The organism is Microbacterium hydrocarbonoxydans (assembly GCF_000956475.1).
Lineage (GTDB): Bacteria > Actinomycetota > Actinomycetes > Actinomycetales > Microbacteriaceae > Microbacterium > Microbacterium hydrocarbonoxydans_A.
In genome coordinates, this window is record NZ_JYJB01000003.1 from 122,770 (window position 1) to 134,847 (window position 12,078).

Consider the following 12,078-nt stretch of genomic DNA (forward strand, 5'->3'; position numbering starts at 1 on the left):
TCGTCACGTCCTTCAGCATCGGCCGCAGGGACGCCACGGTGCTGCCGTGCGCAGAAGGCGCTGTCTGTAAAGACAGCGCCTTTTTTCGTCCCCGCGTCCGCTCTGCCGGCTGCGCGGCCTCGTGTGAGTCGAGAGTGCCGGGAAGCCGTCCCGGCGGATCGAGAGGATGACGAATGCGCACACTGGTCCTGAACGCCGGATACGAACCGCTCGCGATCGTGTCTTTCAAGAGAGCCCTGGTCCTGGTCATGAATGACAAGGCGACGGTGATCGAGCGGGTCGAAGACGATCCCGTCTGGGGAAGCCATGGCGTCTACGACCGGCCCGCGGTGATCATCCTCTCCAGATACGTGCGAGTCCCGCTCAGCCGGCGGGTCCCTGTCACCAGGCGCGGGGTGCTGCGCCGCGACAACCACCGTTGCGGCTACTGCGGCAAGGCGGCCTCGACGATCGACCATGTGCTGCCGCGATCGCGCGGGGGAGCGGACTCCTGGGAGAACCTGGTCGCCTGCTGCCTGCGCTGCAACAACATCAAGAGCAATCGCACCCCGCAGGAGATGCACTGGGAGCTGCGGTTCACGCCGCGCCCCCCGCACGGGACGTCGTGGACGGTGCGGGGGAGCGAGCGCAGCGATCCGCGGTGGGAGCCGTATCTCGCTCTCGCGGCGTGAGCCGAATTCTCAGCGCAGGGCGATGTCGAGTACCAGCTTCAAGACGATTCCGATCGCGCCCAGCACGATGCCGCCGATCGCCATGCCCGTGTACGCGCTGTTGAATCCGGCACCCGAGTTCTTTGCCGCGTTGTTCATGCGGATGGCTGTCACGCCCGTGCCGATGCCCACGATTCCGGCGATGTAGGGGATCAGGAAGATCGAGACGATCCCGGCGACGAGCGAGATGATGCTGGACGTCTTCGCCGAGTTCTTCGCCGCGGGAGGCGTCGACTGCGGGCCGGCCACCGGCGCGCCGGGGTACGCAGCGCCCGGGTACTGCGGCGGCTGCGCCGCGGGCGGCTGAACTCCTGGAGTCAGCGGCGGCTGCGCGGCCGGCGGCTGGTATGCGGGCGGCGCATCCTGCGGCGCCGGTACGGGTGGCATGACGGGTTCGCCGGCAGGCGGCGGGGCGTAGGGGTTGTGGTCTTCCGGCCTCGACGGATCAGTCATCGTCGTCCTCCTGGTCATCGTCGGAACAGCGGATGCCGCCGACGAACCCGAAGATACCGGATGCTGCGGAGCGAGCCCAGGGTGGCCGCGGAACGTCGTCGGGATTCCTCTAAGCTTGTCGCAGGCCCTCGTAGCTCAGCAGGATAGAGCAGCCCTCTCCTAAAGGGCAGGTCGCAGGTTCGAATCCTGTCGAGGGCACGACGTCCCGGTTGGGGGCCGCCGAAGGCCGCCCCCAACCGGGACGTCTAGTCTCCCTCGACAGCGGGGCCCCATCGGCCGGAGGCTCCGCACGCCGCCCTCTGCTCCCACCGTTCCCCGCCTCGCGATCAAGCGGCGTGTGGAGTGGCCGATGGCGACGCGAGGGCACGACGTCCCAGTGGGGGCCGCCGAAGGCGCCCCTGCTCTCACCCCTCTAAGCGCCCGCCCGCCCACTCGCGCCCATCACCGCCGCGAAGCTCGCCTCCAGCACCGACCGCGCCCGCCCCGCGGCCCATCGCACGTCGGCCCCGCGCCGGTACTCCACCAGCGAGAGCGCGTCGCTGTCGGCGCCGGTGCCGACACTCGTCTGGTGCAGCGAGAGCACCTCGATCCCGATCCCTGCGGCCTCGAGCGCCGACACCAGGCTCTCGACGGGGCCGACCGCTGAGGTCCGGTGCGAGCGTTCTTCGCCGCCGATCCGCAGCGCGATCTCCGTCTGCTCGCCATCGAGGCGGTAGCGCACGAGCTCGGGCTCCGAAGGCTCGCGCAGCAGATAGCTCGCCTCGAACAGCGTCCACAGCTCGCCGGCCGTCAGCTCGTCGCCGACGGCATCCGCGTGCTCCTGTACCCGATGGGCGAAGTCGATCTGCAGTCGTCGGGGCAGCTCGACACCGAACTCGGTCTCGAGAAGGTAGGCGATCCCGCCTTTGCCCGACTGCGAGTTCACGCGGATGACCGCCTCATAGCCGCGCCCGAGATCCGCGGGGTCGATCGGCAGGTACGGCACTCGCCAGGCCAGATCGCGTTCGTCCACGCCCTCGGCCGCTGCGCGTGCCCTGTGCTCGGCGAAGCCCTTGCGGATCGCATCCTGGTGGGTGCCGCTGAAGGCGGTGTGCACGAGGTCGCCGACGTAGGGGTGCCGCGGATGCACCTCGATGCCGTTGCAGAACTCGACGGTGCGGCGGATCTCGTCGATGTCCGAGAAGTCGATCATGGGATCGATGCCCTGCGCATGCAGATTGAGAGCCAGGGTCGCGATGTCGACGTTGCCGGTGCGCTCGCCGTTTCCGAAGATGCAGCCCTCGACGCGCTGCGCTCCCGCCAGCACCGCCAATTCGGCACACGCGATGCCGGTGCCGCGGTCGTTGTGCGGATGCACGGACAGGATCACGCCGTCGCGGCGGGCCAGGTTGCGGTGCATGTACTCGATCTGATCGGCGTAGACGTTGGGCGTCGCGATCTCGACCGTGGCGGGCAGGTTCAGGATGACGGGGCGGGCGGGCTCCGCATCCCACAGCTCGGTCATCGCATCGCAGACGTCGAGCGCGTAGTCGGGTTCGGTGAGGTTGAAGACCTCGGGCGAGAACTCGAAGCGCACGTTCGGTCTGTCGCCGGCCAGGGCGAGTACGTCCTGACCCGCGGTGACGATCAGCTCCTTCAGCTCCTGCCTCGTGCGGCCGAGCACGACGTCCCGCCACGTCGGCGCGGTCGCGGTGTACACGTGGATGACGACGGGATTGCGGATGCCCTCGATCGAGGCGACCGTGCGTTCGATGAGGTCACGCCGCGCAGCCGTGAACACGACGATCGTCACATCTTCCGGGGCGAGGTCGCCCCGGGCGATGAGGCGGACGAAATCGAAGTCTGTCTGCGATGCGGAGGGATACCCGACCTCGATCTCCTTGTATCCCATCGCGATCATGAGCTCGAAGAAGCGTCGCTTCCTGGCGGGATCCATCGGCTCCGCGAGCGCCTGGTTCCCGTCTCGGAGGTCGACCGGCACCCACAGGGGCGCTTGCGTCAGACGGCGCGAGGGCCAGAGGCGGTCGGTGAGGGGGAGCGGCACGCGTTCGTGGGCGGAGAGGTAGCGGTGCGAGGGCATCTGCGAGCCGCGCTGACGGTTCCAGGGAGCGGCGTCGGCGGGTACGGGGCCCGAGGGTGTGGAGAGCGTGGGGAAAGTGCGGGAGGTCATGCCTGAAGAAGGTAGCAACTCCTCAGACAAGTTGACAAGTTATACTCGATTCATGGCACAGATCCAGCGCACTCCGCTCGCCGATCAGGCGGCAGAGCTGCTTCTCCGCCGCATCCGCGCGGGAGAGTGGCAGCTCGGCCAGAAACTGCCAGGAGAGACGACCCTCGCCCCGCAGCTCGGGGTGGGGCGGTCGACCGTACGCGAGGCGATCCGGCAGCTGGCCGGGCGCGGGGTGCTCGCGACCCGCCAGGGTGCCGGCGTCTTCGTGACGGCCCTGGATGCACCGGAGGACTGGGATGCCGTGCTCCGCCGTGCCGACATCGTCAGCGTGATCGAGGCGCGCATCGCGATCGAATCCGAGGCCGCTTCTCTTGCGGCAGAGCGCCGCACAGCTGCCGATGTGCGGGCCATCCGCCGCGCACTGGAGCATCGCCGCGCCGCCGTGTCGACGATCGAAGACCACGTCGACGCCGATACCGCGTTCCACCGCACGATCGTCGCGGCCGCCCACAATCCGATCCTGCTCGACCTCTTCGACGGCCTGACCCCTCGCCTGCGGCAGACGATGGTCGAGATGCTCCGCATCCGTGCGAGCTTCGGCGGGGCGGAGGACCACGGGCGCCATGTGCGCCTCACGGACACGATCGTCGGGCATGACGCGGAGGCTGCGGCGGCGGAGAGCCGCAGCCATCTGCGGGAGCTCAAGGCGGCGCTCGCGTGAGCGTCGACCTGCTGCGGCTCGACGAGGTCACCTTCCGGCGGAGCGGCAACGAGATCCTCCACGGCATCGACCTGCGGGTCGCGCGGGGCGAGCACTGGGCGCTCCTCGGCCCGAACGGCGCCGGCAAGAGCACGATCCTGGGCTTCTGCGGCGCACAGACCCACCCCACCTCGGGAACCGTCGACGTCCTGGGCGAGAGGCTGGGGCGGGTCGACCTCCAGGAACTGCGCCGTCACATCGGGCACGTGAACCCTCGGCATCCGATCCGCTCGGATCTCACCGTGCTCGACGTCGTTCTCACGGGATTCACCGGCACGATAGAGCGGATGCTGCGCTGGGAGCCGAGCGAGCAGCAGCGTCTCAGAGCTGCGGCACTGGTCGCCCTGGTGGGCCTCGCCGATCGCGACGATGCGCGCTGGCCGACGATGTCGCAGGGCGAGCGCGGACGATCGCTCATCGCCAGGGCGCTCGCCCCCTCCCCGGCGCTGTTGCTGCTCGACGAGCCCACGACGGGTCTCGACGTCGCCGCGCGCGAGCAGCTGCTCGAGACGATCGATGACCTCTCCCGGAACGAGCCGGAGCTCGCGTCGGTGCTCGTGACCCATCATCTCGAGGAGCTGCCCGAGAGCACGACCCACGCCATGATCATCTCCGAAGGCGCAGTGGTCGCGGCGGGAGAGGTCTCAGACGTCGTCACCTCGGAGACCATCAGCGAGGCCTTCCGGCATCCGATCGATGTGGCGCGCGAAGCGGGGCGCTGGAGCGCGAGGGCGCGACGGCGGCTCGCTGTCTGAGCTCAGTCGTCTCCAGTGCGCCACAGCGTCGACGGCCACCATATCCGCCGGCCGATGTCGTAGGACAGAGCGGGCACGAGCAGCGAGCGGACGATGAACGTGTCGAGCAGCACGCCGAAGGCGACGATGAACGCCAGCTGCACGAGGAACAGGATCGGTATCACCGACAGGGCGGCGAATGTCGCTGCCAGCACGAGCCCTGCCGAGGTGATCACCCCGCCGGTGATGGACAGGCCGCGGAGGATGCCGTCGCGCGTGCCGTTGCGGCGTGACTCCTCGCGGACCCGCGTCATCAGGAAGATGTTGTAGTCGATGCCGAGCGCCACGAGGAAGACGAACCCGTAGAGGGGCACGGCGGGATCGGCGCCGGGGAAGCGGAAGACGCCGTCGAACACGAGAGCGGAGATGCCGAGAGCGGTTCCGAACGACAGCACCGTGGTCAGGATCAGCAGGACCGGCGCGAGGAGCGAGCGCAGCAGCAGCATCAGGATCACCATGATCACCGCGAGTATCACGGGGATGATGAGGTTCCGATCATGGATCGAAGCGTCGTTCGTGTCGATGGAGGTCGCCGTCACCCCTCCGACGAGTCCGCCCAGGGGATCGAGATCGGTTCGCAGCGCGCGGACGACGGAAGCCGCGGCATCCGAATCGGCGGCATCGGCCAGCGTTGCCTGCAGCAGCACGTCGCCGTGCGCGATGGTCGGCTCCGGCGCGGGGGCGCCCGGTGCGCCCACGGCGCCGATGCCATCTGCGGTGACCGGTGCGGAGCCGCTCGGCGACTCTGCCGAGGCCACAGTCACTGCGTCGACGCCTTCGGCGGAGAGCAGAACGTCGGCGGCATCCTGGAGGCGGTTCTCGTCGATGATCACGTAGACGGGACTGCCCGATCCGCCGGGGAAGTGCTCCCCGAGCGCCGCCTGGCCGTCTCGCGCTTCGGATGCGCCCAGAACGAGGTCGGATTGCGGCGCACCGGAGGCGTTCAGCTGCGTGAGGCCGGCGGCGCCGATGAGCAGCAGTGCGGTCGTGCCGATCCAGATCGCGCGCGGGCGGCGGGCGATCATGCCGGACAGGCGCGCCCAGATGCCCGTCGTGGCCCGGCCGTCTTCGGCCTCGAGGCGCTGGGGCTCGAACGTCGGCCGGCGGGGCCAGAACGCGGCCCGCCCGAACAGCATGAGCAGCGCCGGCAGCAGCGTGAGCGCTGAGAGCATCGCGAACAGGATGCCGATGGCCGCGACGGGTCCGAGAGTGCTGTTGGACTTGAGGTCGCTCAGCAGCAGGCACAGCAGGCCGGCGATCACCGTGCCGCCGGACGCGACGATCGGCTCGAACGAGCCCTTCCAGGCGGCCGCGAGGGCAGCGCCCTTGTCCTGCGTCACGCGCAGCTCCTCCCGGAACCGCGAGACCAGCAGCAGGGCGTAGTCGGTGGCCGCACCGATCACGAGGATGAAGAGGATGCCCTGCGTCTGGCCGCTCAGCAGGAGAACGCCGGCCTTCGCGAGCCACCACACGGCGAGAAGAGCGACGCAGAGTGCGAACAGGCTGGTCGACAGCACCACCACCGGCAGCAGCAGGGAGCGGTAGACGAGCACGAGGATCACGAGCACCGCGAGCAGGGCGACTCCGAGGAGGATGCCATCGATGCCTGCGAACCCGGCGACGAGGTCGGCGGAGAATCCGGCAGGTCCCGTGATGTAGACCGTGACGCCGTCGGGCACGGCGGATCGGAGATGGGATGCGAGGGCCTGCACGGTGTCGGCGAGCTCGGCGTCGCTGTGGATCGGGATGAATGCCTGAGCGGCCATCTCGTCGTCGCTGATGATCGCGGGCGAGACGTCGTCGGCGACGCCCTCGACCTCGGGGGCGGTCGCGACAGCGTCGGTGAGCGCATCCGTGTCCGCCTCCGTCAGCGCGTCATCGCCGACGAAGACCGCGACCGCGGGAATCGCATCGCTGTCGGTGAACTCCCCGAGCAGCGCCTGCACCTTCGTCGCATCCGCCGACTCCGGAAGGTAGGCGGTGCGATCGTTCGAGGAGACCTCGTCGACCTTGCCGAACAGCGGGCCACCGAGGCCGGCTCCCACCAGCCACGCGAGTATCAGCAGGGCGGGCAGCAGGATCCTCGCCCAGGGGCGGCGCCGCGTGCGCGCTCTTCGGGGTTCTCGGGTTCGGGTCCGGTCGTCCATGAGTCTCTCCTGCCGCGCGTTTACCTAGCCTGGCAAGTAAAGAACCTAGCATGAAACTATTGCCGGGATATCATCGAGTCATGAGCCCAGACGAAGCCGCGGTCGACCGCGATCGTGTGGTGGTGTCCGGCAAGGCGGTGTACGACGTCGAGGCGAGCGACCCCCGCAGCGAGCTCGTCGACCGTGCGGGCATGGACCCCGATGACGTCGTCCAGGTGAGCGCGCTCATGCGAGCTCTGGGAGGGCTGCGGGAGGCCGAGGACAAGCTCTCAGAGGCATCACTGCGCTACATGAAGCTGAACGGCACGGACATGCGCGCCCTGCACTTCCTCATCGTGTGCGACAACCAGGGGGTAGTCGCGACGCCGGGGGCTCTCGCGGCTCATCTCCGCATCTCGACCGCGTCGACGACGAAGCTGCTCGACCGGCTCGAGCGCGGTGGTCATATCGTTCGCTCAGCGCATCCTTCGGACCGTCGAGCTCTTGCCATCACGATCACGCCCGAATCCCGTCGGGCGGCCATGGAGACCGTGGGGCGTCAGCATGCGAAGAGATTCCATGCGGCGGCGCGTCTTTCTCGCGAGGAGCGCGACGTCGTCATCCGCTTCCTGGATGACATGGCGGCAGAGATCGCGCTCACCGACCAGCCGTGGGCGGAGGCCGGCGAGCGCGACGTCTGAATCAGTGCGCGGCGTTGTACGCCTCGACGACAGGAGCGGGAATGCGTCCGCGCTCCGAGAGGGTGTAGCCGTTGTCGTTCGCCCAGGCTCGGATCGCCGCGACCTCGGGGTTTCGCGAGGCGCGCTTGCGCGGCGCGGCGGCGCGGGAGGCGGATGCCGTCGAACCCGCGCGGCGTCCTGCGGAGATGTACGGCTCGAATGCGGCACGCAATTCTGCCGCGTGCGCGTCATTCAGATCGATCTCGTACGAAGTGCCGTTGAGCGAGAATCGAACGGTCTCGCCCTCACCCGCTTCGAGAACGCTGCCATCGATATCGTCGACCAACTGGTGCACAATTCTTCTTGCCATGAACCCGACATTAGCCGGGGTGCGCAATTGCGGCAAGAATTCTATTCGAGACCCGGCTCTATCAGTTTGAGCCCGACGATGCAGCCGACGAGTCCCATCAGCAGAAGAATTCGCAGCCAGGAGATCTCGGTGTCGCCCGTGATCATCGCCCAGACGATCGTGAGGGCCGCACCGATTCCGACCCACACGGCGTATGCGGTTCCCGTGGCGATATCACGCATCGCGAATGCGAGGCCGAACATGGAGGCGGTGAGGCCGATGAAGAAGACGACGGTCGGCCAGAGCCTGGTCAGGCCCTCCGACTTGCCCAGGGCCGTCGCCCAGACGGCCTCGAGGATGCCGGATGCGACGAGAACGATCCACGACATGATGGTCCCTTCGGGCCAGTCTTTGCGCTCACCGGGTACTGGTCCGCCTCGTCCGGGGCCGGGGTGTACGGCCTGTGCCCATGGTAGCGATCGGGTCAGGGCAGCAGGCCGGCGCGGCGAGCCTTCGCCACGGCCGAGTGCCGCGTCGAGGCGTCGAGCTTCGACATCGCCGTGCCGAGATACGCCTTGACCGTGCCCTCCCTGAGTCCGAGCTGCGCTGCGATCTCGGCGTTGGTCGCGCCGAGCGCTGCGCACGCGAGGACGTCTGTCTCTCGTCGCGAAAGGTGAACGGTCGGGATGGGCCCGGTCGCCGTCGGACTCGCGTCGCCGGCGAGTGCCACCAGTCGTGACTCGACTCTGGCGATGCGAGCGCGCAGCTCGGCGTCGTCGACGGATGCGGCGATGCTGCGCAGCTCGGCGAAGCTCTCGCGCAGCTCTTCGCGCTGTGGTGGGGCGACAGCATCCGTCGGGGGCGCGACCGACCGCAGCCGGCGGTCGACCTCGTCGCGGATGCGAAGCTCGTCGGCGACGGCCTGTGCGACCTGCATCGCCGGCGCCGTCGTCACGCCGCCCACCGGCGCATGCTCCCACGCTCCCGCATAGAGCACGCCGCGCGGACGACCCGCGACCAGGATCGGGAGCGCGAGCAGAGTCCGCAGGCCCTCTCCCAGAACGAAGTTGTCGTAGTCGTGCGTGATCTGTCGGGAGGACCCGTAGTCGCTCGTCATGCGAGGGCGCTGCTCCATCATCGCGCGTCCGCCCAGGCCGCGCTCAGGTCGAACCCTCAGGCCGTCCAGGGCCCGCGTGCGGTTTCCGATGATGCTCGTGACGCTCACCACGCCCTCGTCGACAAGGCCGCCGAAAGCGACGGGGAAGCGAGTGCGCTGCGCAAGCTCGCGCACGGCGCGGGCGATGAGTTCGTCCTCGGATTCCCAGGCCTGCGGACTGTTCACGACTACCTACTTTCGGGGGTGACGGCATCGTGTCCCCATTTCGTAGCGTCGACCCTACCACTCGCGAGTCACTCGCGAGAGATGCAGGCACATGTGGCAAGGAGGCCCCATGAACGAACAGAATCCCTCAGCGGATGCGGGATCGATCGACTACATCGCGATCGAGGAATCCTCGCGCTTCCGCACGCTCAAACGCACGCAGAGATCATTCATCTTCCCACTGGCAGCATTCTTCCTCATCTGGTATTTCGCGTACGTGCTTCTGGCCGCATTCGCGCATGATTTCATGGCGCAGCGAGTGTGGGGAGATATCACCGTCGGGCTGCTATTCGGCCTCGGCCAGTTCGTCACGACATTCGCCATCACCATGTGGTACGTGTCGTTCGCGAACAGAAGACTCGATCCGATCGCGACCGAGATCCGTGAAGAGCTCGAGAAGGCGCAGGTGCAGTCATGAGCATCGTGCACGCCGCCGAAGCGGTCGACCTCGAGATCAACCCGGTTCTGAACATCTCGATCTTCGTCGCGTTCGTCGCGGTGACCCTCTTCATCGTGATCAGGGCCAGCCGCAACAACAAGACGGCGGCTGACTATTACGCGGCCGGCCGCTCTTTCACCGGGCCTCAGAACGGGTTCGCGATCGCCGGAGACTACCTGTCGGCTGCGTCCTTCCTGGGCATCTGCGGCGCCATCGCGATCAACGGCTACGACGGTTTCCTGTACTCGATCGGATTCCTGGTGGCGTGGCTCGTCGCGCTGCTCCTCGTCGCCGAGCTGATGCGCAACACCGGCAAGTTCACCATGGCCGATGTGCTGTCGTTCCGGCTCAAGCAGCGGCCAGTGCGGATGGCTGCGGCGATCACGACCCTCGCCGTGTGCTTCTTCTATCTGCTTGCCCAGATGGCCGGTGCGGGCGGCCTGGTCTCGCTGCTGCTCGGCATCGACGGCCGAGTGGGACAGTCGATCGTGATCGCCGTGGTCGGCGTGCTCATGATCGTCTACGTCCTGATCGGCGGCATGAAGGGCACGACCTGGGTGCAGATCGTGAAGGCGATCCTCCTGATCGCGGGTGCCGTGGCGATGACGCTGTGGGTTCTGGCCCTCAACGGCTTCAGCCTCAACGGGCTGCTCGAGTCGGCGGTGGCGAACTCGCCCAAGGGCGACGCGATCCTCGGCCCGGGACTGCAGTACGGCGCCAATCCGCTCGACTTCCTGTCGCTGGGCATGGCGCTCGTGCTCGGCACCGCGGGCCTGCCGCACGTCCTCATGCGCTTCTACACCGTTCCGACGGCGAAGGAGGCACGGCGCTCTGTCGTGTGGGCGATCTGGCTCATCGGCGGCTTCTACCTGCTCACACTCGTGCTCGGGTACGGTGCGGGTGCGCTGGTCGGAGCCGATGTCATCGCGGCTGCGCCCGGCGGGCCGAACTCCGCAGCTCCGCTGCTCGCCCTGAAGCTCGGTGGGCCGATTCTGCTGGGCTTCATCTCGGCCGTGGCCTTCGCGACGATCCTCGCGGTCGTCGCGGGGCTCACGATCACCGCGGCCGCGTCGTTCGCGCACGACATCTATGCGAACGTCATCCAGAAGGGGCGCAGGGATGCCGCAGGCAACCCGGTGGCCGCAGACCCGAACGGAGAGGTCCGCGTCGCGCGGCGTACCGTGGTCGTGATCGGCATCCTGGCGATCATCGGCGGAATCGGCGCTCAGGGGCAGAACATCGCCTTCCTGGTGGCGCTGGCGTTCGCCGTCGCGGCATCCGCCAACCTCCCGACGATCCTGTACTCGCTCTTCTGGCGGCGCTTCAACACCCAGGGCGCCGTGTGGAGCATGTACGGCGGTCTGGGAGCAGCCATCATCCTGATCGTGCTGTCTCCGGTCTTCTCCGGATCGCCGACGGCGATGATCCCCGGGATCGACATCGCGGTGTGGCCGCTGAACAACCCGGGGATCGTGTCGATCCCGCTGGGCTTCCTGCTGGGCTGGCTGGGCACCATCACCAGTTCGTCCCAGGAGTCCAGGCAGCTCGCGGCGGAGATGGAGGTGCGCTCGCTGACCGGGTTCGGCGCCGAGAAGGCGGTGGACCACTAGCGCCGCACCAGCGCCCAGGACGAGCCACGCGGACCCCGGCGGCCTACACGCCGGGGTCCGCGTCGTCTAGCGGCGCTGGGCCTCGAGATCGAGCAGGTACCTCTTGCGCTCGGGATGGGCCCCGTAGTGCCCCGGTGTGCCGTCGGAGCGCACGACGCGATGCACGGGCACGATGATCGAGAACGGGGTGAGCCGGCACGCGGTGCCCACGGCGCGAGCCGCGCCAGGGTGCCCCGCGAGCACGGCGACCTCGCCGTAGCTGAGGGTCTCACCCCACTCGATGGTGCAGATCGTCTTCAGAGCCATCAGCGCAAACCCCTCGGCCAGGCGCCAGTCGAACCGGAGGTGCTCGTCGAACTGCACGCGCTCGCCGTCGAAGTACGAGTCGAGCAGATGCGCGAGCTCGTCTGCGGCGCCGGGGTCGGGTTCCGGCGTCGCGTGCAGCCGGGAGGAGATGCCCTCGAGCAGCCAGGGCACGGATGGATCGGCGGTCTCGGAGAGGTCGAAGCTGACGATGCCCTCGTCGGAGAAGACCGCGAGTGCGTCGCCGAACGGCGTCGGCGCGAAGTCATAGCGGTAGGTCATGCCACCTATCCTGACGTGCGC

General features: G+C 68.2%; 13 protein-coding genes, 1 tRNA gene and 1 riboswitch. Of the genes, 7 read left to right on the top strand and 7 right to left on the bottom strand.

Features of this window, described 5'->3' with window-relative positions; translation table 11 throughout:
* The first annotated feature begins 173 nt into the window (after positions 1-173).
* Positions 174-671 carry an HNH endonuclease gene (locus RS84_RS00875; RefSeq protein WP_045255868.1) on the top strand — a complete coding sequence of 166 codons (498 nt, stop codon included), beginning with the start codon at positions 174-176 and terminating at the stop codon, positions 669-671.
* 9 nt (positions 672-680) lie between these two features.
* Here RS84_RS00875 and RS84_RS18535 read toward each other — a convergent pair whose 3' ends face one another.
* Positions 681-1,163, bottom strand: coding sequence for a DUF4190 domain-containing protein (locus RS84_RS18535; RefSeq protein WP_052676153.1), 483 nt, complete (start codon positions 1,161-1,163; stop codon positions 681-683).
* A gap of 124 nt (positions 1,164-1,287) precedes the next feature.
* Between RS84_RS18535 and RS84_RS00885 the strand changes: the two genes are divergently transcribed.
* Positions 1,288-1,361 (top strand) — tRNA-Arg (locus RS84_RS00885).
* A 214-nt stretch (positions 1,362-1,575) separates the two neighbouring features.
* Here the strand turns inward: RS84_RS00885 and RS84_RS00890 are convergent.
* A complete protein-coding gene (locus tag RS84_RS00890; RefSeq protein WP_045255869.1) occupies positions 1,576-3,333 on the bottom strand; it encodes a 2-isopropylmalate synthase in 1,758 nt (585 codons plus the stop codon).
* Between the two features lie 52 nt (positions 3,334-3,385).
* Here RS84_RS00890 and RS84_RS00895 point away from each other — a divergent pair, with 52 nt between their 5' ends.
* Positions 3,386-4,054 (top strand): FadR/GntR family transcriptional regulator, encoded by a 669-nt coding sequence (locus tag RS84_RS00895; RefSeq protein ID WP_045255870.1) that lies wholly within the window; start codon positions 3,386-3,388, stop codon positions 4,052-4,054.
* The gene (locus RS84_RS00900; RefSeq protein ID WP_045255871.1) at positions 4,051-4,848 is read left to right on the top strand and encodes an ABC transporter ATP-binding protein; all 798 of its coding nucleotides are present in this window, start codon (positions 4,051-4,053) and stop codon (positions 4,846-4,848) included. The genes RS84_RS00895 and RS84_RS00900 overlap by 4 nt, the downstream gene beginning before the upstream one ends.
* Before the next feature lie 2 nt (positions 4,849-4,850).
* Here RS84_RS00900 and RS84_RS00905 read toward each other — a convergent pair whose 3' ends face one another.
* Entirely contained in the window at positions 4,851-7,034 is a 2,184-nt protein-coding gene (locus RS84_RS00905; RefSeq protein ID WP_045255872.1) for an MMPL family transporter, read from the bottom strand.
* Between the two features lie 80 nt (positions 7,035-7,114).
* On the opposite strand from RS84_RS00905, the gene RS84_RS00910 reads away from it, so the two are divergent.
* Positions 7,115-7,714, top strand: a complete 600-nt coding sequence (locus RS84_RS00910; protein ID WP_082061983.1) for a MarR family winged helix-turn-helix transcriptional regulator — start codon at positions 7,115-7,117, stop codon at positions 7,712-7,714.
* Between the two features lies 1 nt (position 7,715).
* On the opposite strand, the gene RS84_RS00915 is transcribed toward RS84_RS00910, so the two are convergent.
* The 3 genes from RS84_RS00915 to RS84_RS00925 form a co-directional block, all read right to left on the bottom strand.
* Positions 7,716-8,063 carry a histone-like nucleoid-structuring protein Lsr2 gene (locus RS84_RS00915; RefSeq protein ID WP_045255874.1) on the bottom strand — a complete coding sequence of 116 codons (348 nt, stop codon included), beginning with the start codon at positions 8,061-8,063 and terminating at the stop codon, positions 7,716-7,718.
* A 41-nt stretch (positions 8,064-8,104) separates the two neighbouring features.
* Positions 8,105-8,431 carry a DMT family transporter gene (locus RS84_RS00920; protein ID WP_045255875.1) on the bottom strand — a complete coding sequence of 109 codons (327 nt, stop codon included), beginning with the start codon at positions 8,429-8,431 and terminating at the stop codon, positions 8,105-8,107.
* 10 nt (positions 8,432-8,441) lie between these two features.
* Positions 8,442-8,509: riboswitch (guanidine-III (ykkC-III) riboswitch) on the bottom strand.
* 17 nt (positions 8,510-8,526) lie between these two features.
* Positions 8,527-9,384 (bottom strand): LuxR C-terminal-related transcriptional regulator, encoded by an 858-nt coding sequence (locus RS84_RS00925; protein ID WP_045255876.1) that lies wholly within the window; start codon positions 9,382-9,384, stop codon positions 8,527-8,529.
* 109 nt (positions 9,385-9,493) lie between these two features.
* Here RS84_RS00925 and RS84_RS00930 point away from each other — a divergent pair, with 109 nt between their 5' ends.
* The gene (locus RS84_RS00930; protein ID WP_045255877.1) at positions 9,494-9,841 is read left to right on the top strand and encodes a DUF485 domain-containing protein; all 348 of its coding nucleotides are present in this window, start codon (positions 9,494-9,496) and stop codon (positions 9,839-9,841) included.
* Positions 9,838-11,472 carry a cation acetate symporter gene (locus RS84_RS00935; RefSeq protein ID WP_045255878.1) on the top strand — a complete coding sequence of 545 codons (1,635 nt, stop codon included), beginning with the start codon at positions 9,838-9,840 and terminating at the stop codon, positions 11,470-11,472. The genes RS84_RS00930 and RS84_RS00935 overlap by 4 nt, the downstream gene beginning before the upstream one ends.
* A 66-nt stretch (positions 11,473-11,538) precedes the next feature.
* Here the strand turns inward: RS84_RS00935 and RS84_RS00940 are convergent, their stop codons facing one another.
* Complete coding sequence (locus tag RS84_RS00940) at positions 11,539-12,057, bottom strand: methylated-DNA--[protein]-cysteine S-methyltransferase (RefSeq protein WP_045255879.1); 519 nt, start codon at positions 12,055-12,057, stop codon at positions 11,539-11,541.
* Positions 12,058-12,078 lie beyond the last annotated feature (21 nt).